Raw genomic sequence first — 25,501 nt, forward strand, 5'->3', positions numbered from 1 at the left:
GACATCCGTGACAGAGGCATACATCTACGACGCCGTCCGCACGCCGCGCGGCAAGAACCGCGGCGGGGCGCTCCACGGCGTCAAGCCCGTCGACCTCGTGGTCGGGCTGATCCACGCGCTCGAGGAGCGCCACCCGACGATGGACCCGGCGGCGGTCGACGACGTCGTCCTCGGCGTCGTCTCGCCCGTCGGCGAGCAGGGCGGCGACATCGCGCGCACGGCGGCGCTGGTCGCCGGCCTGCCGGAGACCGTGGCGGGCGTCCAGCTCAACCGGTTCTGCGCCTCGGGCCTCGAGGCCGTGAACGTCGCCGCGCAGAAGGTCGCCAGCGGCTTCGAGGACCTCGTCCTCGCGGGCGGGGTCGAGTCGATGTCGCGCGTGCCGATCGGCTCCGACGGCGGCGCCTACGTGCAGGACCCGACCACGAACTACGACCTCTACTTCGTGCCCCAGGGCATCGGCGCCGACCTCATCGCCACCCTCGACGGCTTCACGCGCGAGGACGTCGACGCGTACGCGGTCGAGTCCCAGCGCCGGGCCGACGAGGCGTGGAGCGAGGGGCGGTTCGCCCGGTCGGTCGTGCCCGTGCGCGACCTCAACGGCGTCACGCTGCTCGACCACGACGAGCACCGGCGGCCCGGCTCCACGGTCGAGAGCCTGGGCCACCTCAAGCCGGCGTTCGAGATCCCCGGCGCGCAGGCCGGCTACGACGCCGTGGCGCTGCAGAAGTACCACTGGCTCGAGTCGATCGACCACGTGCACACGGCCGCGAACTCCTCGGGCATCGTCGACGGCGCCGCCCTCGTCGTGGTCGGCAGCCGCGAGGCGGGCGAGCGGCTCGGCCTGCGGCCGCGCGCGCGGGTCGTGGCGACCGCCGTCACCGGCTCGGAGCCCACCATCATGCTCACCGGTCCCGCGCCCGCCACGCGCAAGGCGCTGGACCGGGCGGGCCTCACGGTCGACGACATCGACCTGTTCGAGCTCAACGAGGCGTTCGCCTCGGTCGTCATGCGGTGGGAGCGCGAGCTCGGCATCCCGCACGACAAGGTCAACGTCAACGGCGGCGCGATCGCCATGGGCCACCCGCTGGGCGCCACGGGCGCGATGATCCTCGGCACGCTGCTCGACGAGCTGGAGCGCCGCGACCTGCGTCGCGGCCTCGCCACGCTGTGCGTCGGGGCGGGCATGGGCATCGCCACCATCATCGAGCGGGTCGAGGAAGAGGAGACGGCATGAGCGTCATCGAGGACCGCGCCGGCGTGCAGGGCGGGTACGCCTGGGACGAGGACGGCGACGGCGTCGTCACCCTGACCATGGACGACCCCGACCGCGGCGCCAACACCATGAACGCCCACTTCCGGGCCGCGCTCGAGGCGAGCGTCGAGCGCCTGGAGTCCGAGCGCGACCGGATCGCCGGGGTCATCCTCGCGTCCGCCAAGAAGAGCTGGTTCGCCGGCGGCGACCTCGAGCTGCTCCGTTCGGCCGACCCGGCGCGGTCCGCCGAGGAGACCGCGGACATCGAGCACGTGAAGTCGCTGCTGCGCCGGATCGAGACGCTCGGCCGGCCCGTGGTCGCGGCGATCGACGGCACGGCGCTGGGCGGGGGGCTCGAGGTCGCGCTCGCCACCCACCACCGGATCGCCGCCCGCGACGTCGGCCTGCGGCTCGGCCTCCCCGAGGTCTCGCTCGGCCTGCTGCCCGGCGGCGGCGGCGTGAGCCGCACGGTGCGGATGCTCGGGCTGCAGAAGGCCCTCGCGGACGTCATCCTGCCGGCCACGAAGTTCACCGCCGAGGGCGCGCTCGAGGTCGGCCTCGTCGACGAGGTGGCCCCCGCGGCGGAGCTCCGCGACCGCGCGAAGGCCTGGATCCTCACGAACCCCGAGCCGGTCAAGCCGTGGGACGTCAAGGGGTTCCGCCTGCCGGGCGGGGCGCCGACCTCCCCGTCCCTCGCGCAGGCGCTCGCGGCGATGCCGGCGATGCTGCGCCGGCAGGTCAAGGGCGCCCCGATGCCCGCGCCGCGCGCCGCGATGGCAGCCGCCGTCGAGGGCGCGTACGTCGACTTCGACACCGCCTCGACGATCGAGACCCGCTACCTGGTGCAGCTCACGCACTCGCCGGTCGCGAAGAACATGATCAAGGCGTTCTTCTTCGACCTGGAGAGCATCAACGCGGGCGCCAGCAGGCCCGCGGGGTACCCGACGTTCCGTGCCAGGAAGGTCGGCGTCGTGGGCGCCGGGATGATGGGCGCGGCGATCGCCTACGTGGCCGCCCGCAGCGGCATCGACGTCGTGCTCAAGGACACCTCGCTCGACGCCGCGGAACGGGGCAAGGACTACGCGCGCCGCCTCGAGGAGAAGGCTCTGGGCCGCGGGAGGACGACGCCGGAGGCGAGCGCCGCGCTCCTGGATCGGATCGTCGCCACCGACGAGCCCGCCGGCTTCGCGGGGGTGGACTTCGTGGTCGAGGCCGTCTTCGAGTCCGTCGACCTCAAGCAGTCCGTGTTCCGCGAGATCCAGGACGTCGTCGAGCCGGACGCCGTGCTCGGCTCGAACACGTCCACCCTCCCCATCTCGCTGCTGGCCGAGGGGGTCGACCGGGCCGAGGACTTCATCGGCATCCACTTCTTCTCCCCCGTCGACAAGATGCCGCTGGTGGAGATCGTCCGGGGCGCGCGCACCAGCGACGCGGTGCTCGCGAAGGTCTTCGACTTCGTGCTGCAGATCCGCAAGACCCCGATCGTCGTCAACGACGCCCGCGGCTTCTTCACCTCGCGGGTCATCGGCCGGTTCATCGACGAGGCCGTCGCCGCCGTGGGCGAAGGCGTCGAGCCGGCGTCCGTGGAGCAGGCCGCGCTCCAGGCCGGCTACCCCGCGGGGGCGCTGCAGCTCCTCGACGAGCTCACGCTCTCGCTCACCCAGAAGATCCGCACCGAGACGCGGGCCGCGCGCGAGGCAGAGGGCGGCACGTGGACCGAGCACCCCGCCGAGGCCGTCGTCGACTGGATGGTCGACGACCAGGATCGCCCCGGCCGCCGGGCCCGCCGCGGCTTCTACGACTACGACGAGGCGGGCCGCCGCACGCGCCTGTGGCCCGGGCTGCGCGACCGGTACGACTCGGGGAGCACGCGCGTCCCCCTGGTGGACCTGCAGGAGCGGATGCTCTTCGCCGAGGCGCTCGACGCGATCGCCTGCCTCGACGACGGCGTGCTCACGTCCGTCGCCGACGCGAACATCGGGTCGATCTACGGGATCGGGTTCCCCGCCTGGACCGGAGGCGTGCTGCAGTACGTCAACCAGTACGACGGCGGCCTGGCGGGCTTCGTCGCGCGGGCGCACGAGCTGGCCGACACCTACGGCGAGCGGTTCCGGCCGCCCGCCTCCCTCGTCGCGCGGGCCGCCGCCGGCGAGACCTACGAGTGAGGGGCGCCCCGTGATCAGCACACGCTTCACCGAGGCGTTCGGGATCGAGCACCCGGTCGTCCAGGGCGGCATGATGTGGGTCGGCCGGGCGGAGCTCGCCGCCGCGGTCTCCGAGGCGGGCGGGCTGGGCATCATCACCGCCCTCACCCAGCCCACCCCGGCCGACCTCGTCAAGGAGATCGAGCGGGCCCGCCGCCTCACCGACAAGCCCCTCGGGGTCAACCTCACGATCCTGCCGGCGATCGACCCGCCGCCGTACGACGAGTACCGGCGGGCGATCGTCGACGCCGGCATCACGATCGTCGAGACCGCCGGCTCCAACCCCGAGCCGCACATGGAGATGTTCGGCGCCCACGGGGTGCGCGTGATCCACAAGTGCACCAGCGTGCGGCACGCGCTCAAGGCCCAGGCGGTCGGGGTGACGGCGGTGACGATCGACGGCTTCGAGTGTGCCGGTCACCCCGGCGAGGACGACGTGCCCGGCCTGGTGCTGCTCCCGGCGGCGGCCGACCGGCTGACGATCCCGTTCCTCGCCTGCGGCGGGATCGCGGACGGCCGCGGCCTCGCCGCCGCGCTGGCGCTCGGGGCCGACGGCGTCACGATGGGCTCGCGGTTCCTGTGCACCGTCGAGTCGCCCGTCGCGCCGGCGGTGAAGGACCGGATCGTCGCGGGCTCCGAGCTCGACACCAACCTCATCTTCCGCTCGCTGCGCAACACGGCCCGGGTCGCGAAGAACGCCGTCAGCGACGAGGTCGTCGAGATCCTGGCGCGGGGCGGGCAGTTCGAGGACGTGCGCGAGCTGGTCGCGGGTGCCCGCGGCCGGAAGGTCTTCGAGGACGGGGACCTCGACGCGGGGATCTGGACGGTGGGGCTCGCGCAGGGCCTCATCCACGACGTCCCGACCGCCGGGGAGGTGGTGCGCCGCACCGTGGCCGAGGCCGAGGAGGTGCTGCGGGCCCGGCTGGCGCTCGTCAGGCCGTCCCCGCTCCGTGCCTGACCATCCCCTGCGCGGTCGCCACCAGCTCGTCGAGGGACCGCGTGCGCGGGTTCCACCACTCGACGACCCAGTTCATCGCCCCCAGCAGCAGCAGGCGGAACGTGTTGACGTCGAGGTCGGCGCGCACCTCGCCGGCCTGCTGGGCGGCGACGAACAGGTCGCGCCACAGCCGGCTGTAGAGCGCCTCCTCGGCCGCGGGGCGCACCCGCAGCTGCTCCGGGACGTGCCCCGCGTTGCGGATCGAGGCCGTGGCGTAGTCGGACACCTGCAGCTCGTAGCGCAGGTGGGCGTCGACCGCCACCAGCAGCCGGTCCATCGCGGTGCTGTCGTCGGGCAGCGCCGCGAGCGTCTCCTCGACGTGGAGCCGGACGCGGTGCGCGCCCTCCCACATGACCTCCTCGACGAGCACGTCGCGCGAGGAGAAGTAGTAGTAGATCGCGGGCGCCTGCACCCCGGCGACCGCGGCGACGTCGGCGAGGCGCGTCCCCGCGTAGCCCTTGCGCGACAGCACCTCCGCGGCCGCGTCGAGGATGCGCTGACGGGTCTGCTCCGACTTCGATGCCGACTTCGATGCCGACTTCGGCGCGGGTCGCGCCGCCTCCGTCCCGGTGACGTCCATGCCCCGATGGTAGCGGAGTTTCTAACCAAGATTAGAGAAATCCTTGCGCGGCCCGCCGACCCACCCCTACAGTGTGATTCGGCGTTAACTTGTCTTGCTCGACGTGGAGTAGGAGACCGGCGATGACCCTCACGGACCCGACGTCCCAGGCCGGGCAGGATGCCCGGCAGATCACCACCCACCACCCCGTCGACGGCGAGCCCGTCGCCAGCTATCCGGTCGCCGACGTCGACCAGGTGCGCGCCGCCGTCGCCGGTGCCCGGGACGGCGCCCGCTGGTGGCGCGAGCAGGGCTTCGCCGGGCGACGCACCCACCTCCTGCGCTGGAAGTCGCGGATCGCGCTGCGCGCCCAGGAGCTGGCCGACCTCATCTCCGCCGAGACCGGCAAGCCCTCCGGGGACGCCCTGCTCGAGGTCATGCTCACGCTGGGGCACCTGGACTGGGCCGCGAAGAACGCCGCCCGCGTGCTGCGCCGCCGCCGGGTGCGCGCGGGCCTGATCAACTACAACCAGCACGCCACGGTCGGCTACGAGCCCTACGGCGTCGTGGGCGTGATCGGCCCGTGGAACTACCCGCTGTACACCCCGATGGGCTCCATCTCGTACGCGCTCGCCGCCGGGAACGCCGTCGTCTTCAAGCCCAGCGAGCTGACCCCAGGCCCCGCGGTGTGGCTCGCCGAGCGCTGGCGGGAGGCGGTGGGCCACGACGTCCTCGTCGCCGTCACCGGCGACGGGGCCACGGGCGCCGCGCTCGTCGCAGCCGATGTCGACAAGGTCGCGTTCACGGGCTCCACCGCGACGGCCAAGAAGGTCATGGCGGCCGCCGCCGAGCGGCTGGTGCCGATCGTGGCAGAGTGCGGCGGCAAGGACGCCCTGCTCGTCGCGGCCGACGCCGACCTCGACGCCGCCGCCGACTTCGTCGTCTTCGGCGCGATGGGCAACGCCGGGCAGACGTGCGTGGGCGTCGAGCGCGTCTACGTCGTCGAGGCGGTGCGCGACGACCTCGTGGCCCGCGTCGTCGAGCGGGCGAAGCGCCTGCGCACCACCGGCCCCGACGCCCAGTACGGGCCGATGACGCTGCCCGCCCAGGCGGACGTCGTGCGCCGCCACGTCGAGGACGCCGTGCGGTCCGGGACGGCGGCGCTCGGCGGCCCCGAGAGCATCCGCGGCCGCGTGATCGACCCGGTCGTCGTCACGGACGTGGACGAGAGCTCGCTCGCCGTGCGGCACGAGACGTTCGGCCCCCTCGTCGTCATCAACGCCGTCGCCTCCCTCGAGGAGGCCGTCGAGCGCGCGAACGCGACCCCGTACGGGCTCGGCGCGGCGGTCTTCACCAAGGACGCGCGCGCCGCGTCGGCGGCCGCGGACGCCCTGCGCGCCGGCGTCGTGACCGTCAACTCCGTGCTCGGGTTCGCCGGCGTCGCGGCCCTCCCCTTCGGCGGGGTCAAGGAGTCCGGGTTCGGCCGCATCCACGGCGCGGACGGGCTACGGGAGTTCAGCACCGTGAAGTCGGTGGCCCGCCAGACCCGCAAGGCGGCCCTGAACCTCCTGACGATGGAGCGCACCGAGAAGGACATGCACCTGGTCGCCCGGATGATCCCGCTGCTGCACGGGCGGTCCAAGGGCGGGCAGCACTAGACGCCCAGCACCGTCTCCAGCACGGCGCCGATCCACCGCTTCGCCTCCGGCGCCGGGCTGCGGCGCAGCGCGACGCTCAGGTCGGCCACCACGTTGAACCCGGCGTGCACCAGGAACCGCAGCTCCCGGGGCTCGCTCCCCGGCCGCAGCCGGCCGAGCAGCTCGACCCAGTCGTCGACGTGCGCCCGTTGCAGCCGCCGCAGGCGGCGCTGGTCCTCGGCGTCGAGCGCACCGACGTCCGCCGTGTACACGTCCATGAGGTCGCGGTCCTCGACGGCGAACCGGACATACGCCGCCTCGAGGCTGTGCAGGGCCTCGCGAGGTTCGGAGCGGCCGAGCGCGTCCTCCGCCGCGGCGTCGAGCGTCGCCGCGGCCCGCTCGCACGCCGTGCGCAGGATCTCGGACTTGCCGCTGAAGTGCCGGTAGACCCCGGACGGCGTGAGCCCGACCGCGGCCGCGATCTCCTCGATCGAGGCCTCGTGGTAGCCGCTCCGCGCGAACGCCGCGATGCCGGCCTGCGCGAGCTGGTCGCGGCGCCGGCTCGGCGCGGCCGCACCCTCCGGCGCCTCCCCGTCCCCGGACGACGAGGCCGGCGGCGCGTCCCCGGGAGCGTCCGTGAGGACCCGCAGCGCCGCCTCGCGCAGCAGCTCCTGGAGCGACCCGACGGACATCGGGGTGCGGTGGGCCGTGACGCTCGCGATCACGCTCAGCGCGGCCAGGGCGACGAGGTCCAGCGTCGCCGGGTCGAGGTCCGGCCGCAGGGTCGCGGCGGGCTCGGCCAGGCGACGGCGCAGCGCCGTGAACTCCGCGGCGAGGGCGCGTCGGTCGTCGGGCCGCAGGTAGCGGCTCTCCCAGCGGTAGATGTTCCCGGACGACCGCATGGCGACGGTCTCTCCGGAGACGGCGTCCAGGACGGCCCCGAGCTCGGCGCGCGCCGCGGCCGGCGTCGGGTCCGCCGCGCTCCCGACGGACGCCGTCGCGTCCGTGAGCCGGGCGACGAGGTCCATCGCGACCTCGCGGAACAGCTCGTACTTGTTGTCGAAGTGCCGGTAGAGCGCCGCCGCGGTGATCCCCACGGCGTCGGCGACGTCCTGCATCGCCACCCGGTGGTACCCGCGCTCCGCGAAGGCGACCGCGGCGGCCGCCTCGATGCTCTGCCGCCGGTCACGAGGGCGCCTCCTGACCTGGTCCGCCGCCCTCGCCTCGCTCACGGTGGACACACTAACGCCGCGCCCGCCCGGGGTCTGGCACTCCGATGTGAATGGTGAGTAACATGATCCACGTCGACCACAACGGGCGGCAGGAACGGACGGGACGAGGCAACGGCGCCGCGGCCCGACTCGGCTCACGTACGAAGAGGTGCATGCCATGAGCGACGTCACGGACGCCATCCCCCCGGGGCTCCGGCGCAACCACTGGATGAACCAGGTCCTGACCCACGCCGCCAACAAGCCGGACGCCACCGCGTTCTCGTTCCTGGGCGAGGTGACCACCTGGGCCCACGCCGCCCGGCACATGGACACCCTCGCCGCGGCGCTGCAGCGGCGCGGCGTCGGGTTCGGCGACCGGGTGCTGCTCCTGACCCTCAACCACCCCCTGGTGGTCGAGACCGTCTTCGCGATCAACCGGCTCGGGGCGATCGCCGTCCCCGTGAACATCCGCCTCTCCCCCGCCGAGGTCGCCTACATCGTCGACGACGCGGACGCCGACGTCGTCGTGGTCGACCAGCCCCTGGTGCCGCTGGTCACCGCCGCGCGGGCGATCACCGACCGTCTCCGACGCGTGCTGGTGGCGGGCGAGGCCTCGGACGACCAGGAGAGCCTCGCGGACCTGCTGGCCGAGCCCGTCGACGGATTCGTCGCCCCCGACGTCCCCGAGGACACGACCTGCCTGATCATGTACACCTCGGGCACCACCGGCCGCCCCAAGGGCGCGATGCTGGACCACCTGAACCTGGCCGCCCAGTCGCTCACCTGCATCCGCGTGAACGAGATCGTCGACGAGAGCGACATCGCCTACCTGACCGCGCCCCTGTTCCACATCGCCGGGCTCGGCTCGATCTCCGCGAACTTCATCGTCGGCATCCCGACCGTCATGCACCCGCTGGGCGCCTTCGACCCGGAGGCCCTCGTCGACGCGTGGGAGCGCGAGGGCGCCACGATCGTGTTCAACGTGCCGCAGCAGTGGCAGGCGATCTGCGCCGTCCCGGGGATCCGCGAGCGCGACCTGCGGCTCCGCGTGATCAGCTGGGGCGCCGCACCGGCCTCCGACACGGTGCTGCGCGCGATGTCGGACACGTTCCCGGACGCCCTCAACGTCGCCGTGTTCGGGCAGACCGAGCTCTCGCCCATCACCTGCGCGCTGCGGGGCGAGGACGCGCTGCGCAAGCTGGGGTCCGTCGGCCGCCCGATCCCCACCGTCCAGGCGCGGGTCGTGGACGCGGAGCTGAACGACGTGCCGCCGGGAACGGTCGGCGAGATCGTCTACCGCGGCCCGAACCTCATGAAGGGCTACTGGCGCAAGCCCGCCGAGACGGCGGCCGCGTTCGACGGCGGCTGGTTCCACTCGGGCGACCTGGTGCGCCAGGACGAGGACGGCTTCGTCTGGGTCGTCGACCGGCTCAAGGACATGATCATCTCCGGCGGCGAGAACGTGTACTGCGCCGAGGTGGAGAACGCCCTGTTCGCCCACCCGCGGATCGCCGCGGCCGCGGTGTACGGCCGGCCCGACGAGCGCTGGGGCGAGGTGCCCGTCGCCGCCGTCGTCCTGACCCCCGGCGACCCGCTCGGGCTCGAGGAGCTGCAGGCCTGGCTGGGTGACAGCCTCGCCCGCTTCAAGCAGCCCAAGGACCTCGTCGTCGTCGACGCGATCCCCACGAACGCGTCCGGCAAGGTGAACAAGGTGGCGCTGCGCGAGAAGGACCGCGCCGGCGTGACCGTCGCGTCCTGACCCGCACGTTCCGACCCGCCCGTTTCTGAGGAGGGCGTCCGCCCGGCGGGTGCCGGGCGGACGCCCTCCTCAGGCCCGCGGCCCGTCGGTGGGCTCGTCGGCGGAGGTCGGCTCGGCCCCGGCGGCGTCGGCGTGCTCGGCCGGGTGGTCGGCGCCGTGCTTCTTTCCGAACGGCAGCACGTGCATGACGGCGACGACGACGGCGCCCACGATCACGCCGACGAGGGCGGAGAAGAACGTGTTCACCAGCCAGCCGAGGAAGCCCCCGATGCCGGGCACGGCGTGCGCGACGGCCTCCTCGATGTGGTGCACGAACTCGTACGGGGCGTGCCAGCCGAGCTCGTCGGTGCCGGTCAGCAGGATGTGGCCGCCGACCCACAGCATCGCGACCGTGCCGACCACGGAGATCACGGCGAGGACCTTGGGCATCCCGCTCACGAGGGCGCGGCCCACGCGCTGGCTGCCCCGCGAGTCGCGGCCCGCGAGCGCCAGGCCCATGTCGTCCATCCGCACGATGAGGCCGACGACGCCGTAGACGATGACGGTGATGGCGAGCGCGACGACCAGCAGGATGACCAGCCGCGAGAAGAACGGCTCGTGCGCCACCTCGTTGAGCGCGATGACCATGATCTCGGCGGACAGGATGAGATCCGTGCGCACGGCGCCGGCGACGAGGCTCTTCTCGGCGTCCGGGCCCACCGTCGCTGCGGGCTTGTCGTGCCCCTCGTGACCGCGCAGGCGGCCCCAGATCTTCTCCGCGCCCTCGAAGGCCAGGTACGTGCCGCCCACCATGAGGATCGGCGTGAGCAGCCACGGCGCCCACTGGCTGAGGATCAGGGCGATCGGCAGGATGATCAGGACCTTGTTGCGGATCGAGCCCCAGGCGATCTTCTTGACGATGGGGATCTCGCGGTTCGCCGCGACGCCGTGCACGTACTGCGGGGTCACGGCGGTGTCGTCGACGACGACACCCGCCGCCTTGGCCGTCGCCTTCGCGGCGGCGGCCCCGACGTCGTCGAGCGACGCGGCGGCGAGCTTGGCGATCGCCGCGACGTCGTCGAGAAGCCCGAGGAGGCCGGCGCTCACGCGCCCGCTCCCGCCGGGTGTGGGCGGGCGGGCGAGGCGCCCGCGGGCGACGGCATGGGTCGATGCATGTGCCAGATTCTGCCGTACCCACGGGCGCTCGCGGGAGCCCTGCTCAGCAGCACGGTCCGCAGCCCGGCGAGACGCCGGGCGGGACTACCTCGGCGGTCACTCCTCGCCGTAGAAGACGCGCTCCATGACGGCCCGGGCGCGGCGGGCGGTGCGCAGGTAGAGCTCCTCGAGCTCTCCCCCGGTGCCCACGTCGCCGAGCAGGGCGGCGACGCCGGCCAGGTCCCGCGAGTCGTGCGGCAGCCGGTCGGTCTGCGCCCCCGTGGTGCGCCCGGACCAGAGCACGACGGCGGACCGCAGGCGCGAGGCCAGCACCCACGCGTCGCGCAGCTGCGCGACGTCCTCGGGGTCGAGCAGGCCCGCCGACCTCGCGGCGTCGAGCGCCGCGACCGTGCCCGTCGTGCGCAGGCCCGGCACCTCGGCCGCGTGCTGCAGCTGGAGCAGCTGCGCGGTCCACTCGACGTCGGACACCCCGCCGCGGCCGAGCTTGAGGTGCCGCGCCGGGTCCGCACCGCGGGGCAGCCGCTCCGCCTCCACGCGGGCCTTGATGTGGCGCACCTCCCGCAGGCGCGCGTCGTCGAGCCCGCCCGCCGGGAAGCGCAGCGGGTCGACCAGGGCCTCGAACCGGGAGCCCAGCGAGGCCTCGCCGTCGACGTCGCCCGCCACCGGCCGCGCGCGCAGCAGGGCCTGGGCCTCCCACACGCTCGACCACCGCCCGTAGTACTCGGCGTACGAGTCGAGGGTGCGCACGAGGGGACCCTGCCGCCCCTCCGGGCGCAGGTCCGCATCCACCGGCAGGGCCGGCTCGGGGCCCACCTCCGACAGCAGGGCGCGCAGGCGCGTCGCCGTCCTGGTCGCGAAGTCCTGCGCGAGCTGCGGCTCGGCGCCGAGCACCGGCTCGTGCACGAACATCACGTCCGCGTCGGAGCCGTACCCCATCTCGCGCCCGCCGAGCCGCCCCATCGCGACGACCAGCACCCGCGTGGGGTTCGCCGCCGGCGACTCCCCCAGGCCGAGCTCGACGCGCGCCACGTGCTCGGCGACCCGCAGGCCCCCCGCCAGCACCACGTCCGCGGCGTCCGAGACCGCCGCCGCCGCGTCCACCGGCGGCAGCAGGCCGAGCACCTCGGCCGCCCCCGTCCGGGCCAGCTCGCGGCGGCGCAGCGCGCGCAGACGCTGGGCGGCAGCCTTCGGCTCGTCCGCACGGGTGAGGAGCGCGTCGACCTCGGCCGCCAGCCGCTGCGGGCCCCGGGGCTCGAGCCCGGACGTGTCCGCCAGCCAGCGCACCGACTCGGGCGAGCGCGCCAGCGCGTCGGCGAGGTAGGTGGACGACGCCAGGAGGCGGCTCAGGTGGTAGGCCGCGTTCTCCGAGTCGCGCAGCAGGCGCAGGTACCAGGGCGTGGCGCCCAGCTCCTCGGACAGCTTGCGGAACGCGAGCAGCCCGGCGTCCGGGTCGGCCCCCTCGGCGAACCAGCCGAGCAGCACCGGCAGCAGCTGCCGCTGGAGCGCGGCCCGGCGCGACGTGCCCGCCGTCAGCGCCTCGACGTGCCGCATCGCGCCGTCGGGGTCGCGGTAGCCGACGGCGGCGAACCGCTCGCGCGCCACGTCCGGGGCCAGCGACAGCTCGGCGTCCGACAGCTGCGCCGACGCCGGCAGCAGCGGCCGGTAGAAGACCTCCTCGTGCAGCGCCCGCACCTCGCGCCGCGTCGCACGCCAGCGCTCGAGCAGGCCGGTGGCCCCCTCCGCGCGCATCCCGAGCGACCGCGCCAGCCGCCGCAGGTCCTCCTCCGCGGTGGGCAGCAGGTGCGTCCGGCGCAGCCGGAACAACTGCACCCGGTGCTCCAGCGCCCGCAGGAACCGGTAGCAGACCGCCATCCGCGCGGCGTGCTCCCGCCCCACGTACCCGCCGGCGGCCAGCGCGGCGAGCGCTGACAGCGTGTGGGGCGAGCGGATCCGCGGGTCCGCCCGGCCGTGCACGAGCTGCAGCAGCTGCACCGTGAACTCGACGTCGCGCAGGCCGCCCTTGCCCAGCTTGATCTGCCGGTCCGCCTCGGCGGCCGGGACGTGCTGCTCGACGCGGCGGCGCATCGCCCGCGCGTCCTCCACGAAGTGCTCGCGGTGCACGGCCGACCAGATGAAGGGGTCCACCGCCGCCCGGTAGTCGCGGCCCAGCGCCGCGTCCCCGGCCACCGGGCGCGCCTTCAGCAGGGCCTGGAACTCCCACGTCTCGGCCCAGCGCTCGTAGTACGCGAGATGGCTCGCGAGCGTCCGGACCAGCGGGCCCTGCGCCCCCTCGGGCCGCAGCGCCGCGTCGACGGGCCACAGGGCCGGCTCCGCGGACGTGGCCGAGCACACTCGTTGCAGCCCGGTCGCGAGGCGGGTGCCGACGGCGATCGCCGTCTCCTCGTCGAGGACGCCGGCGTCCGGCAGCTCGCCGGGCTCGCACACGTACACGACGTCGACGTCGGACACGTAGTTCAGCTCGCGCCCGCCGGTCTTGCCCATGCCGACGACGGCGAGCCGCACGCCCGCGCCGTGGTCGTCCAGGTCGGCCCGCGCGACCGCGAGCGCCGCCTCGAGAGCGGCCGACGCCAGGTCGGCGAGGGCAGCCCCGACGACGGGCATGCGCGTCAGCGGCTCGCTCGCGGTGAGGTCGTCGGCGGCCAGGGCCAGCAGCCGCGACCGGTACGCCCGCCGCAGCGCGTCCGTCGTGGTCGCCGCACCCGCGTCGGGCCAGCCCACCCCCGGCGCGGCGTCCGGGTCGGCGGCCACCGGCACCGCGGCGTCCGGGTCCGCGCCGACGGCCCGCAGCAGCGCGGCGCGCACCTCCGCCGGTCCCGTGACGGTGCGCGGGCCGGGGTCGTCGTCGTCCTCGTTCTCCGCGTCGTCGAGCTCGTCGTCGAGATCCTCGTCGGGGTCGTCGTCGAGCGCCGCGCCGTCGGGCGTCGCGAGCACGTCGAGCAGCTCCGGGCGGCGCACCACCTCGTCGCCGAGGGCCGACGACGCCCCGAGCACCGCCAGGAGCCGGGTGCGCGCCCGCGGGGTCGCGTCCGCGTCGAGCAGCGCGCCGAGCCGGGCGCGGGCCTCGGGGTGCTCCGCCAGACGCACCAGCTGCAGGAGCGCGAGGTCCGGGTCGGCGCAGGTGCCGATCGCGCCCAGGAGCACGTCCCCGCGCCCCGGCTCCGCGAGCGCCTCCTGCAGCCCGGCGTCCGACCACAGCGACGCCGACCGGGTGAGGTCCGCGAAGCCCGCGTGCAGCAGCCGGCTCGTGAGCGTCGACGGGCGGGCGGTCACAGGTTCTGCAGGAACCGGCGCAGCTCGAAGGGCGTGACCTGCGCGCGGTACGCGTCCCACTCCTGCCGCTTGTTGCGCAGGACGAAGTCGAAGACGTGCTCGCCGAGCGTCTCGGCCACCAGCTCGGAGCGCTCCATGAGCTCGATCGCCTCGTCGAGCGACTGCGGCAGCGGGGCGATGCCCAGGGCGCGGCGCTCGCGGTCCGTCAGCTCCCAGACGTCGTCGCCCGTGGCCTCCGGCAGCTCGTAGCCGTGCTCGATGCCCTTGAGGCCGGCCGCCAGCAGCACCGCGAAGGCGAGGTACGGGTTGGCCGCCGAGTCGAGGGCCCGGTACTCCACGCGGGCGGAGTTGCCCTTGCCCGGCTTGTACATGGGCACGCGCACCAGGGCGGACCGGTTGTTGTGGCCCCAGCAGATGTAGCTCGGCGCCTCGGCGCCGCCCCACAGCCGCTTGTAGGAGTTGACGTACTGGTTGGTCACGGCCGTGATCTCGGCCGCGTGCACCAGGAGGCCGGCGATGAACTGTCGCGCCGTCTTCGAGAGCTCGAATTGCGCGCCCGGCTCGTGGAAGGCGTTCTGGTCGTCCTCGAACAGCGACAGGTGCGTGTGCATGCCGGAGCCCGGCTGGTCGGCCATCGGCTTGGGCATGAACGACGCGAACACGCCCTGCTCCAGCGCCACCTCCTTGACCACCGTACGGAAGGTCATGAGGTTGTCGGCCGTGGTGAGCGCGTCGGCGTACCGCAGGTCGATCTCGTTCTGGCCCGGCCCGGCCTCGTGGTGGGAGAACTCCACCGAGATGCCCATCGACTCGAGCATCGTGATCGCGGCCCGGCGGAAGTCGTGCGTGCTGCCGCGGGCCAGGTGGTCGAAGTAGCCCCCGTTGTCGACCGGGACCAGCGGGTCCTCCGGCGACACGAGCTGGTTGAACAGGTAGAACTCGACCTCGGGGTGCGTGTAGAAGGTGAAGCCCCGGTCGCTGGCCTTGGCGAGCTGCCGCTTGAGCACGTTGCGCGAGTCCGCGAGGGAGGGCTCGCCGTCCGGCGTGAGGATGTCGCAGAACATGCGGCCGGTGCCGTGCCGCTCGCCGCGCCAGGGCAGCACCTGGAACGTGGTGGGGTCGGGCTTGGCGATCATGTCCGCCTCGTAGACCCGCGTCAGCCCCTCGATGGAGCTGCCGTCGAAGCCGATGCCCTCCGTGAACGCCTGCTCCAGCTCGGCCGGGGCGACCGCCACCGACTTCAGCACCCCGAGCACGTCGGTGAACCAGAGCCGGATGAAGCGGATGTCGCGCTCCTCGACCGTGCGGAGCACGAACTCCTGCTGCCTGTCCATGAGCCCATCCTGCCCGAGAAGTGTTAACGGGGTATGTCCTGACGTCCCCCCGGCGCGTGCCGGGCTCCGACCTGGACGGATACCCGGTACCGCGGGTCGGAGGCATAGGCTGACCGCCATGTCGAACCCCGGTCACGACGCCGCCGCCGACGTCGCCGCAGCCCCCTCGCCCGCCGCCGACCTCACGCGCCGCCGTCGCGTCCGGGTCCACCACCTGGCCGAGGCCAAGGAGCGCGGCGAGAAGCTCACGATGCTCACGGCGTACGACGCCGTGACGGCCCGGATCTTCGACGCCGCGGGTCTCGACCTGCTCCTCGTGGGCGACTCGATCGGCAACACCATGCACGGGCACGCGACCACGCTGCCGGTCACCCTCGACGACATGATCCCGCCGGCCCGCGCCGTCGCGCGGGCGGCCGAGCACGCGCTCGTCGTCGTCGACCTGCCGTTCGGCACCTACGAGGCCGGGCCGGAGCAGGCCCTCGCCTCCGCCGTCCGCGTCATGAAGGAGACGGGCGCCGCCGCGATCAAGCTCGAGGGCGGGCGCCGGTCCGCCGCACAGATCCGCGCGCTCACCGACGCGGGCATCCCCGTGGTGGGCCACCTCGGCTTCACGCCGCAGTCGGAGAACATCCTCGGCGGGCCGCGCGTGCAGGGCCGCGGCGACGAGGCCGCCGAGGTGCTGTGCGAGGACGCGCTCGCCGTGCAGGAGGCCGGGGCGGTCGCCGTCGTGCTCGAGATGGTGCCGGTCGAGGTCGCCGCGCGCGCCACGGAGATCCTGCGCATCCCGACCATCGGCATCGGCGCGGGCCCGCGCGTCGACGGGCAGGTGCTCGTCTGGACCGACATGGCCGGGATGACGGACTGGTCGCCGCGGTTCGCGCGCCGGTTCGCCGAGGTCGGCAACCTGCTGCGCCAGGCGGCGCAGGACTACGCCGCCGAGGTCCGCGGCGGCACCTTCCCCGACGCCGCCCACTCCTTCGAGCGCTGAGCGGGCATCAGCCGGGACCGGCGTCGCCCACCAGGCCGAGCATCGCCGCCGCGACCCGGCCGGCGGCCGCGTCGGGGATCGCCGTCGAGGCGTCCTCGAGGACCAGGAGGCGTGCCTCCGGGATCTCACGGGCGAGCGCCTCCCCGTTGCCGACCGGGAAGAACGGGTCGCGCCGACCGTGCACCACGAGCGCCGGCACCGCGACCTCCCCGAGGCGTTCGCGCCAGCGGGGTGCGCAGTCGAGGGCGGCGAAGACCGTGCCCTCCTGGTTGGCCGCCTGCACCGCGGGCGTCGTGCTCGGCGTCCGGTCCCAGACCCGGCCGGCGACCGCGCGCGCCGCGGCGGGGTCGTCCCCGAGGATCTCGGCGCTGCGCACGGCATGGTCGGCCACGGCGTCGCGGTCGGCCCAGTCCGGCTCCGGCAGCGCGAACAGGCGTCCCATCACGGCGGCGTCGTGGTCGGGCAGGTCGTCGTCGACCGGGCCCGGGGCGACGGGCCGGGTGCCGACCAGGGTCAACGCCGCGAACGCCTCCGGGTGGTCGAGCGCGGCGACCTGGGCGACCATCCCTCCGACGCCGACGCCCGCCAGGTGCGCCGGCCGGTCGTCGAGCTCTCGCGCGAGCGCCGCGGCGTCCGCGGCGAGGTCACGCAGCGTGTAGCCCGGCGCCTCGGGGTCAACGGTCGTGGACGCGCCGGCGTCGCGCAGGTCGTACCGCACCACGTGGCGCCCTCCGCGTGCGACGGCCGCACACAACGCGTCAGGCCAGGACAGCATGGTCGCGCCGCCCACGCAGAGCACCAGCGGGGCCGAGTCGTCCCCGAAGTGCTCCACGCCGAGCGTGACGCCGTTCGCCTCGATCGTCGTCGTCATGCGCGGGTCGACCGCGAGGGCGGTTCGGAATCATCGGTCCGTGGTGCGCCGTCAGTCCTTGCCGCGCCAGTCGGCGTCCTCGCCCTCCCACTCGTCGTTGCGGCGCTGCGCCGAGTCCAGGGCGTTGCGGGCCGCCTCGCGGGTGGGGTACGGGCCCATCCGGTGGCTCCAGCTGGAGCGGTCGTGGCTCTCCTCGACCTCGCCGGTCTTGGTGTTGTACCAGTACTGCGCCGGGCTTGTGTCGCTCATAGGACGATCCTGCATCAAGATGGGGCCCATGGTGGAGGCAGCGCAGCCGGTCGCGTTCGGCATCGACATCGGCGGGTCGGGCATCAAGGGGGCGCCGGTCGACCTGGCGACAGGCGAGTTCGCGGCCGAGCGGCGGCGCATCCCGACCCCCGAGAGGTCCACCCCGGAGGCCGTGGCCGGCGTGCTCGCCGAGCTGGTCGACTCGTTCGAGCTGCCGCCGCACGTGCCGGTCGGCGTCGCGTTCCCCGCCCCGATGGACCACGGCGTCGTCCGGTTCATCGCCAACCTGCATAAGTCGTGGAAGGGCGTCGACCTGCCTGCCCTGGCCAGCGAGGCCACGGGCCGGCAGGTGACCGCCGTCAACGACGCCGACGCTGCCGGCGTCGGCGAGCAGCGGTACGGCGCCGCCCAGGGGCGCGACGGCGTCGTCCTCATGGTCACGCTCGGCACGGGGATCGGGTCCGCGCTGCTCGTGGACGGCGTGCTGGTGCCGAACACCGAGCTGGGCCACCTCGAGATCGACGGGCACGACGCCGAGTCGCGGGCCGCCGAGTCCGCCCGCGAGCGCCACGACCTGTCGTGGCACCAGTGGGCGGAGCGGCTGCAGCGCTACTTCGAGACGGTCGAGATGCTGCTCGCCCCCGAGCTCATCGTCGTCGGCGGCGGCGTGAGCAAGCACCACGAGAAGTTCCTGCCCCTGCTGACCCTGCGGGCGCCCATCATCCCGGCCACCCTGCGCAACCGCGCGGGCATCGTCGGGGCCGCCGCGCTCGCCGCCAGCGGTCGCGACCACTGACGCACCGCTGACGCTCGGTCGTCGCTCCTCAGCCGGCGAGGCTGTGCGGCGCGACCGGCGTCGGGGACGTCGAGGTAGTGGGCCGGTCGAGGACGGTCGTGTCGGGCGGCACGTCGAGGTCGAGCATCTGCAGCACGTCGAGCACCGCCGGCGGTGGTCGGTGCAGCGACACCCGCAGACCCTCGTCCCGGCCGATCCGGCAGAGCTGGACGAGGAAGGCGACCCCGGCGGAGTCGATGAACGTCACCCGCGACGTGTCGACGACGACGGGAAGGTCGCGCTCGAACGCCCTCGCGAGCGCCGCGCTCGCCTCGTTGCGCAGGGCGATGTCGATCTCGCCCCACATGTCCACCACGCTCACGTCGGTCCGCTCCACCAGGGCGATCCCCCCGGCCTGCGCCTCGTCGGTGAAAGTCACTGCCACACCTTCGTCCCACGTCCTGCGTCCCTGCGCGCCGCTGTCTCGAGCGCTGCGATCCGGACTCGCGACCTCGTCGTCGCGACGCCCGCAACGCTACACCTCTCCCAACCCGGAACGGAACCTCGGCATAGGAACTCTTTACGCAGCGTTCACAGACGCGGAGCCCTCGGGTCAGCGCTCGTCCCGCCGTGAACGGGACGCGGACCTGAGCCTGCCACGACGTCCGCCTCCACGCCCGGGCACGACCGCACAGGGCACCGTGCCGGGGTGCGCGCGCCCCGCGAGACGATGACAGCCGGTACCGCCGTCGACACCTGCACGCCCTCGCCCCGACGAGCGCCGCGCGTCGCAGCTCGGCGCGGGTGAACTTTCGCGCCCGGCCGCGCCGCGGTGGGAGCGCTTCCCTATCGTGTGGTCCGTGCCGGCACCGACGCAGGCCTCCTGATGATCCGGGCAGCGGACACGCACTGCCCGACACCGACCGCGACCGGCTGTGCGCGGATCCTGCGGCGTCCATCGACTCCTCGAGAGAGGCACTGCCATGACCGACACGACCGGAACCACCGCGCGCGACACCGTCGTCCTCGTCCACGGACTGTGGATGACCCCCCGCAGCTGGGAGGGCTGGGTCCAGCACTACCAGAGCAAGGGCCTCACCGTCGTGACGCCCGCCTACCCCGGGTTCGAGATCGAGGTCGAGGCCCTCCGCGAGAACCCGGAGGTCATCGCCGACCTCACCGTCCCCGACACCGTCGAGCACCTCGCCGGAGTCATCACCGCCCTCGACCGGCCGCCGATCATCATGGGCCACTCCTTCGGCGGCCTCCTCACGCAGATGCTGCTCGCCCGCGGGCTGGGCGCCGCCGGCGTGGTCATGGACTCTGCCCCCACCGAGGGCGTGCGGGTCACCCCGCCGTCCCAGGCGAGGTCGATCTTCCCCGCGCTCAAGACCCCCGCGAACCGGCACCGCGCCGTCGGGTTCACCCCCGAGGAGTTCCACTACGCGTTCACCAACACCCTCACCGAGGAGGAGTCCCGCGCGGTGTGGGAGCGCTACGCGATCCCCGCCCCCGGGCGCTGGGTCTGGGACTACGGCCTCATCGCCAACTTCAAGCCCGGCCACCAGGAGACATGGGTGGACTTCAGCACCGACCGCGCGCCCCTGCTGTTCATCGCCGGCGGGAAGGACCACATCATGCCGGCGTCCGTGAACCGGTCGAACGCCAAGCACTGGGAGAAGTCCCCGGCTCTCACCGAGTACTACGAGTTCGAGGACCGGGACCACTGGACCTGCGGCGCACCGGGGTGGGAGCAGGTCGCCGATCACGCCCTCGCCTGGGCGCTCGAGCACGCGCAAAGGACCGAGCGGGCCACGGCCTGACGCGGGACCGCGGGCGGACGCGCCGGGGTCCACCGCCCGTCGTGTCAGGGCCGCTTGGTAGAACCGTGAGGTCGGCTCCCGACGACGGGGGCCGGCTTCGCGACGACCAGGAGCCCCCCATGCCGCACCCGACCGGCGACGTCCAGCCGTTCGTGTCCCGCGCCAGCGACGCCGACCTGGACGACCTGCGCGCCCGCCTGAGCACGGCGCGGCTGCCCGAGCCCGAGACGGTCCACCGCCCGGCGCCGGACCCGCGCCGGTGGGACCAGGGTGTCCCTCTGGCCGACCTCGTGGAGGTCGTCGACCACTGGCGCACCGCGTACGACTGGCGGGCGTTCGAGAGGCGCCTCGAGGAGATCGGTCAGTTCCGCACGACCGTCGACGGCCTGGGCATCCACTTCCTGCACCGCCGGTCCCCGCACCCGGACGCCACGCCGCTGATCCTGACGCACGGCTGGCCCGGCAGCGTCGCCGAGTTCGTCGACGTGGTGGACGAGCTGGCCGCGCCGCCGGACGCGGGCGCGCCGGCGTTCCACGTCGTCGTCCCGTCACTGCCCGGTTTCGGCTACAGCGACAGGCCGGCCGTCACCGGATGGGGCGTCGAGAAGACCGCGGTCGCGTGGGTGGAGCTGATGGGACGGCTCGGCTACGACGAGTTCCTCGCCCACGGCGGCGACTGGGGCGGCAACGTCACCGCGGTCCTCGGCGGGAGGTTCCCCGAGCACGTGCTCGGCATCCACACCACGCTCGCCCTGCCACCGCCCGGGATGACGACCGACGGGCTGACGAGGGAGGAGCGCCGGCACGCCGAGGAGACCCGTGACTTCTGGCTCCACCACCGGTCGTACGCGACGCAGCAGGCGACCCGGCCGCAGACCATCGGCTACTCGCTCGTCGACTCGCCGGTCGGCCTGCTCGCCTGGCTCCTCGACAAGTTCGCCGAGTGGTCCGACACCGAGGACAGCCCGTTCGAGACGATCTCCCGGGACCGGATCCTCGACGACGTCACCCTCTACTGGCTGACCCGCACCGGCGCGTCGGCGGCCCGCATCTACGCCGAGAACCCCGGCTCGCTGGACCCCGAGCTGCGGGTGGACGTCCCGTCCGCCCTCACCATGTATCCCGGCGACATCGAGTCGCGCACCCCGCGCGCCTGGGCGGAGCAGCGCTACCGGCGCATCGTCCGGTGGGCCGAGCCCGACCGCGGCGGGCACTTCCCGTCGCTGGAGGTCCCCGACGACTTCGTCGCGGACCTGCGGGACGGCCTCGCGGCCGTGCTGGCCGCGAGGGGATGAGTGCGGACGAGCCGGTCTGTACGCCGGGTTCGGCGACCTGCGGAAACGCGGCCGGACGGCGTGGCGCGAGAACGGCCGGGATCGTTGGAATTCCAACGATCCCGGCCGTTGGCGACGTTGGTCCGCAACGGGCGCCGCGATACCTCTTGCGGACTGTGTGCGGACTGGGCCCGACGGTCGCGCATCCTCGGCCGGTCGCCACGCGAGACCGCCGCACAGGGTCTGCCATCGTCCAATATTCGTCGCCGTTGGTCTTCCTATCTGTGTCCTGCGGGACGAGACGTTTGGACCGATGTGCCCACGTCAGCCAGCGAACTTGCTGGCATGTAGAGAAGGCTTCGTCGCAGCTATCAGCGCGCGCGCCGGATGGCGTTGATGAGGAAGCCGGACACGACCGCCAGGATGGCGGAGATGACGAAGAGGCCCTCGTAGCCGATACCCGCGCCGAGCGCGAGGCTGACCAGGCCTGGGGCGATCATTGAGGGGGCCGTGTTGGCGACGTTGAGGATGCCCATGTCCTTGCCGTGGCTGGCGTGGTCGGGCAGGACGTCGCTCATCAGGGCCTGGTCGACGGCGATGTAGATGCCGTAGGCGAGGCCCGCGATGCCGATGAACAGCAGGAAGCTGGTTCGCGATGGCGCCATGATCAACGGCAGGAATGCTGCGGCGATGACCCAGGAGGCGAGCGCGACCAGTGGCTTGCGCCGGCCGATCTTGTCCGAGAGCGGGCCCGAGACGAGGGTGCCAAGACCGCTGGCGACTGCCATGACGACCCCCGCCAGCCCGATCGTCGCGGCTACGGCACCGGAGCTCAGGCCGACATAGTCCTGCAGGATGTACAGCTGGTACAGGGTCACGCAGTAGAAGGCGAGCAGGAGCACCAGCCGCCCGAACAGGGCGAGCAGATAGTCCCGGTCGTTCGGAACCCGGAAGGTGACGAGCAGTGCCCGCAGCGAAAGCGTCTCGCGCCTGTCGCCCCGGTTGTCGCGGTCGGGGGCGAAGAGAACGAAGAGCAGCGCTGTCAGCGCGATGATGCACGGCACGTAGCGCAGCCCCGTACGCAGGTCGCCCAGGAACGCGGCGCCGACGACCGAGCCGAGGCTTTGAGCGAGCAGGATGCCGAATCCGATGAGAGCCGAGGCGAGGCCACGCCTCGCGGGTGGGACGCGATCGGGCAGCACAGCCGCGAGCGGTGCCAGTAGGGCGTTTAGGCCCAACTGGAACAGCACGTAGCAGACGACCATCACACCGAACGCGTCGGTGAAGGAGATGGCGCTCAGGCTGGCCGAGGCGATCAGGCCACCGCCGAGGATCCAGGGGTTGCGTCGGCCCCAGTGCGACCGAGTCCGGTCGGACAGCGATCCGAAGACGATGTTCGCGACGAGGGCGGCCACGGCGCCGACGGATGTCAGGGTCCCGTAGAGGGCGACCTTGGCGTCGGCGTCGACCTGTTCCATGAGAGCCGGGATGAGCACTCCGGACACGCCGGTCGCGAGCATCCACCCGAAGTTCGCCTGGAACAGCAGCGGCCCGAGCCCCCCGAGGCGGGCAGGCTGGTCGTCGACGGCCGGGTCAGGAAGGGAGGTGTGTTCACGCACTGATGTGTGCTGGGACATGTCAATTCCTCGCATCGCTGGTTACTTCTGCTCCGCCGGCACGTCGACCGCGGCCCGCGACACGCGGGTCGCGTGATACGGGTCGGTCGTCACGACGCTGGTCAGTGCACGACCGACGGCGGTGTGGTGCTCGCCGCCGGTCAGCGTCACTTCTGCTTGAAGGGGGACGTTCGTGGAGGAACCGCCGACGAACATCTTCAGAGCTCCGGGTTCGACGACCCACTCGCCGGACCGGGTCCACAGCGCGAACAGGGTGGTGGGGATCTCGACGCTCACCCGGGCTGAGCCGCCTGGCTCGAGCGAGATGCGCCGGAACGCCACGAGCGTCGGCCCTCGGCGGGCGGTACGGGCAACGACGTCCTCCCCGTACACCTGCACCACCTCCTCGCCCGCGCGTTCGCCCACGTTGGTGACGGTGAACGAGAGCTGCACGGACGCATCGGTCGCGACGGCGGGGACGAACTCGAGGTCGCTGTACTCGAAGCTGGTGTAGCTGAGGCCGAAGCCGAAGGGGAACAGTGCTCCGCCACCGCCATCGACGTAGGAATCCGCTGCGACCTTGCGTCCGTAGGGGGCCGGGGCCGTGCCGGCAGATCGAGGAAGTGAGATCGGGAGGCGGCCCGCCGGGTTCACGTCGCCGAAGAGCACGGAGGCCACGGCGCTGCCGGCCTCCTCGCCGCCAAAGAACGAGCTGACGATCGCCGGGACTTTGTCCACCATCCAGTCGAGGACGTATGCACGGCCGTGGCTCAGGACGACGACGGTCGGCGTTCCGGTCGCGACCACCGCCTCGACGAGTTCGCGCTGCACACCCGGGAGCGCGCAGTCGCTGCTGTCGAGCCCCTCTCCGACCGTGCCGAAGCCGTTGATGCCGGCCTGGTCGCCCACGACGACCACGGCGACGTCAGCCGCGGTCGCCGCGTCGACCGCGGCACCGAACCCGGACCTGTCGTCGGTCGCGACCGCGGACCCTTGGGCGTACCGCACCGTGCTGTCTGCGCCTGCGCGCCGCTTGATGCCCTCGAGGAACGTGACGATCGGCACGGCGCCGACGAGCAGGTTCGCGTCGTCGGGGCCCTCTCTGCCCATCAGATCCGTCAGGACGTCCGGCTTCGCCAGCGGATCGGCAGCGTAGATCCAGCGCTTCGTTCCGCTGTCGAGCACTGGGTAGCTGTAGTTACCCAGCTGCCCCATCAGGCGATCGGCGTTGGGGCCGATGACGGCGATCGTCTTCGGCTCGGGGCCCAGCGGGAGGAGTGGCCGCCCGTCGACCGGCTCGTTGCGCAGGAGGATCACGGACTCCTCGGCAATCTGACGTGACAGTGCGCGTCCCTCGGGCGAGTCGAAGGTCTCGGGAACTGCGTCGAGGTCGGCATACGGGTTCTCGAACAGCCCGAGGCGGAACTTGGCGCGCAGGACGCTCGAGACGGCGCGGTCGAGATCGGCCTCGTCGAGCACCCCCTGGCGCACGGCCGACACGATCTCGTCCGAGGAGACGCCGTTGTCGAGCTCGAGGTCCACGCCGGCCCGAATGGCCTGGGCCAGGGCGTGGAGGCTGTCCTCGGCCGTGCGGTGCTTCGTGTGGAGCTGTTTGACCGCGCCGAGGTCGGAGATGACCAAGCCGTCGAAACCAAGCTCCGAGCGCAGGAGGTCGTGGAGGAACTCCGGCGACCCGGTGACAGGGAGGCCGTCGACCGTGCTGTAGGACGGCATGATGCCGTGGGCACCGCCGTCATGGATGGCCATCTCGAAGGGCACCGAGTGCACCTCGTGCAGCTCCCGCTGGCCGAGCTGGACCGCATCGGTGTTCCGCCCGCCGTCACTGGCGCTGTAGCCGATGAAGTGCTTCAGCGTCGCGATCAGCGGGGTTGCCGGGTTGGCCTCCTGCAGCCCGCGGACGAACGCCGTCGCCATCGAGCCGACGAGGTAGGGGTCCTCTCCGTAGGTCTCCTCGACGCGCCCCCACCGCGGATCCCGTGCGACGTCGGCGAGGGGCGAGAGCGCCTGCCGGACGCCGAGCTGTGCCATCTGTTGACCGATGAGCTGCGCCATCTGCTCGATCAGCTCTGGCCGCCAGGTGGCTGCCTGCGCTATCGCGTCCGGAAACACTGTCGCGTCGCGGACCTTGAGTCCGAGCAACGCCTCCTCTGCGAGCAGGATGGGGATGCCGAGCCGTGTGTCCTCCACGTGCTTGCGCTGCAGCTCGTGCGCCGCACGAGCCATCTGCCGAGGAGGCGCGTCCAGGGTCGACAGCGCCGCCGTCACGTTCCCCCAGCCCGTCGGCGGCGGATTGTGCACATCCACCACGGCACCGAACGGCGCGGCCACCTGGCCCGCCTTCTCGTGCAGCGTCATACGCGTCAGAAGATCGGTCACCCGGTCCTCCACGGCCGCACTCGGGTCGAGGTAGATATTGGGCTGAGCCACTTTCGCTCCTTCTTGTTGACTGTGCAATACCGCGCCATGCTGGCGCTCGGGCCGT

At 73.1% G+C, this 25,501-nt stretch carries 19 protein-coding genes; 9 read left to right on the forward strand and 10 right to left on the reverse strand.

Going from position 1 to position 25,501, the window contains the following annotated elements; all coding sequences use genetic code 11:
• The first annotated feature begins 7 nt into the window (after positions 1 to 7).
• Genes ABZ493_RS02225 through ABZ493_RS02235 form a run of 3 tightly spaced genes read left to right on the forward strand, consistent with a single transcriptional unit; the run spans position 8 to position 4,414 of the window.
• Positions 8 to 1,234, forward strand: a complete 1,227-nt coding sequence (locus tag ABZ493_RS02225) for an acetyl-CoA C-acetyltransferase (RefSeq protein ID WP_430580550.1) — start codon at positions 8 to 10, stop codon at positions 1,232 to 1,234.
• The gene (locus ABZ493_RS02230; protein ID WP_430580551.1) at positions 1,231 to 3,417 is read left to right on the forward strand and encodes a 3-hydroxyacyl-CoA dehydrogenase NAD-binding domain-containing protein; all 2,187 of its coding nucleotides are present in this window, start codon (positions 1,231 to 1,233) and stop codon (positions 3,415 to 3,417) included. Before ABZ493_RS02225 ends, ABZ493_RS02230 begins: the two co-directional genes overlap by 4 nt.
• Before the next feature lie 10 nt (positions 3,418 to 3,427).
• On the forward strand, positions 3,428 to 4,414 hold the full coding sequence (locus ABZ493_RS02235) for a nitronate monooxygenase family protein (protein WP_430580552.1): 987 nt from the start codon (positions 3,428 to 3,430) through the stop codon (positions 4,412 to 4,414).
• Here the strand turns inward: ABZ493_RS02235 and ABZ493_RS02240 are convergent.
• Positions 4,389 to 5,033 (reverse strand): TetR/AcrR family transcriptional regulator, encoded by a 645-nt coding sequence (locus ABZ493_RS02240; RefSeq protein ID WP_430580553.1) that lies wholly within the window; start codon positions 5,031 to 5,033, stop codon positions 4,389 to 4,391. The two genes, ABZ493_RS02235 and ABZ493_RS02240, sit on opposite strands and share 26 nt — an antisense overlap.
• A gap of 122 nt (positions 5,034 to 5,155) precedes the next feature.
• On the opposite strand from ABZ493_RS02240, the gene ABZ493_RS02245 reads away from it, so the two are divergent.
• Positions 5,156 to 6,670, forward strand: a complete 1,515-nt coding sequence (locus tag ABZ493_RS02245) for an aldehyde dehydrogenase family protein (protein WP_430580554.1) — start codon at positions 5,156 to 5,158, stop codon at positions 6,668 to 6,670.
• Here ABZ493_RS02245 and ABZ493_RS02250 read toward each other — a convergent pair.
• The gene (locus ABZ493_RS02250) at positions 6,667 to 7,881 is read right to left on the reverse strand and encodes a TetR/AcrR family transcriptional regulator (protein ID WP_430580555.1); all 1,215 of its coding nucleotides are present in this window, start codon (positions 7,879 to 7,881) and stop codon (positions 6,667 to 6,669) included. The genes ABZ493_RS02245 and ABZ493_RS02250 overlap by 4 nt on opposite strands.
• 157 nt (positions 7,882 to 8,038) lie before the next feature.
• On the opposite strand from ABZ493_RS02250, the gene ABZ493_RS02255 reads away from it, so the two are divergent.
• Positions 8,039 to 9,619, forward strand: a complete 1,581-nt coding sequence (locus ABZ493_RS02255; RefSeq protein WP_430580556.1) for a long-chain-fatty-acid--CoA ligase — start codon at positions 8,039 to 8,041, stop codon at positions 9,617 to 9,619.
• Between the two features lie 69 nt (positions 9,620 to 9,688).
• Here ABZ493_RS02255 and ABZ493_RS02260 read toward each other — a convergent pair whose 3' ends face one another.
• From ABZ493_RS02260 to glnA, 3 genes are all read right to left on the reverse strand, one after another.
• A complete protein-coding gene (locus ABZ493_RS02260) occupies positions 9,689 to 10,705 on the reverse strand; it encodes a DUF808 domain-containing protein (RefSeq protein WP_430580557.1) in 1,017 nt (338 codons plus the stop codon).
• A gap of 165 nt (positions 10,706 to 10,870) precedes the next feature.
• Positions 10,871 to 14,065 carry a bifunctional [glutamine synthetase] adenylyltransferase/[glutamine synthetase]-adenylyl-L-tyrosine phosphorylase gene (locus ABZ493_RS02265; protein ID WP_430580558.1) on the reverse strand — a complete coding sequence of 1,065 codons (3,195 nt, stop codon included), beginning with the start codon at positions 14,063 to 14,065 and terminating at the stop codon, positions 10,871 to 10,873.
• Positions 14,062 to 15,399 carry a type I glutamate--ammonia ligase gene (gene glnA, locus ABZ493_RS02270; RefSeq protein WP_430580559.1) on the reverse strand — a complete coding sequence of 446 codons (1,338 nt, stop codon included), beginning with the start codon at positions 15,397 to 15,399 and terminating at the stop codon, positions 14,062 to 14,064. The genes ABZ493_RS02265 and glnA overlap by 4 nt, the downstream gene beginning before the upstream one ends.
• Before the next feature lie 118 nt (positions 15,400 to 15,517).
• On the opposite strand from glnA, the gene panB reads away from it, so the two are divergent.
• Complete coding sequence (gene panB, locus ABZ493_RS02275) at positions 15,518 to 16,390, forward strand: 3-methyl-2-oxobutanoate hydroxymethyltransferase (protein WP_430580560.1); 873 nt, start codon at positions 15,518 to 15,520, stop codon at positions 16,388 to 16,390.
• A 7-nt stretch (positions 16,391 to 16,397) separates the two neighbouring features.
• Here the strand turns inward: panB and ABZ493_RS02280 are convergent, their stop codons facing one another.
• Both ABZ493_RS02280 and ABZ493_RS02285 read right to left on the reverse strand, forming a co-directional pair.
• Positions 16,398 to 17,261 (reverse strand): alpha/beta hydrolase, encoded by an 864-nt coding sequence (locus ABZ493_RS02280; RefSeq protein ID WP_430580561.1) that lies wholly within the window; start codon positions 17,259 to 17,261, stop codon positions 16,398 to 16,400.
• A gap of 51 nt (positions 17,262 to 17,312) precedes the next feature.
• On the reverse strand, positions 17,313 to 17,510 hold the full coding sequence (locus ABZ493_RS02285; RefSeq protein WP_430580562.1) for an SPOR domain-containing protein: 198 nt from the start codon (positions 17,508 to 17,510) through the stop codon (positions 17,313 to 17,315).
• 28 nt (positions 17,511 to 17,538) lie between these two features.
• Here ABZ493_RS02285 and ppgK point away from each other — a divergent pair, with 28 nt between their 5' ends.
• A complete protein-coding gene (ppgK, locus tag ABZ493_RS02290) occupies positions 17,539 to 18,306 on the forward strand; it encodes a polyphosphate--glucose phosphotransferase (protein ID WP_430580563.1) in 768 nt (255 codons plus the stop codon).
• Positions 18,307 to 18,334: 28 nt separating this feature from the next.
• Here the strand turns inward: ppgK and ABZ493_RS02295 are convergent, their stop codons facing one another.
• Positions 18,335 to 18,724, reverse strand: coding sequence for an STAS domain-containing protein (locus tag ABZ493_RS02295; protein WP_430580564.1), 390 nt, complete (start codon positions 18,722 to 18,724; stop codon positions 18,335 to 18,337).
• A gap of 544 nt (positions 18,725 to 19,268) precedes the next feature.
• Here ABZ493_RS02295 and ABZ493_RS02300 point away from each other — a divergent pair.
• Together ABZ493_RS02300 and ABZ493_RS02305 are read left to right on the forward strand one after the other, a co-directional pair.
• The gene (locus ABZ493_RS02300) at positions 19,269 to 20,108 is read left to right on the forward strand and encodes an alpha/beta fold hydrolase (protein ID WP_430580565.1); all 840 of its coding nucleotides are present in this window, start codon (positions 19,269 to 19,271) and stop codon (positions 20,106 to 20,108) included.
• A 119-nt stretch (positions 20,109 to 20,227) separates the two neighbouring features.
• Positions 20,228 to 21,403 (forward strand): epoxide hydrolase family protein, encoded by a 1,176-nt coding sequence (locus tag ABZ493_RS02305; protein WP_430580566.1) that lies wholly within the window; start codon positions 20,228 to 20,230, stop codon positions 21,401 to 21,403.
• Positions 21,404 to 21,753: 350 nt separating this feature from the next.
• Here ABZ493_RS02305 and ABZ493_RS02310 read toward each other — a convergent pair whose 3' ends face one another.
• Both ABZ493_RS02310 and ABZ493_RS02315 read right to left on the reverse strand, forming a co-directional pair.
• A complete protein-coding gene (locus ABZ493_RS02310) occupies positions 21,754 to 23,019 on the reverse strand; it encodes an MFS transporter (RefSeq protein WP_430580567.1) in 1,266 nt (421 codons plus the stop codon).
• A 21-nt stretch (positions 23,020 to 23,040) separates the two neighbouring features.
• Positions 23,041 to 25,446: a glycoside hydrolase family 3 N-terminal domain-containing protein gene (locus ABZ493_RS02315; protein ID WP_430580568.1), complete on the reverse strand. Its 2,406-nt coding sequence runs from the start codon at positions 25,444 to 25,446 to the stop codon at positions 23,041 to 23,043.
• Between the last annotated feature and the right edge of the window lie 55 nt (positions 25,447 to 25,501).

This window comes from Isoptericola sp. NPDC019482 (genome assembly GCF_040632295.1).
In the GTDB taxonomy this organism is placed as follows: domain Bacteria; phylum Actinomycetota; class Actinomycetes; order Actinomycetales; family Cellulomonadaceae; genus Isoptericola.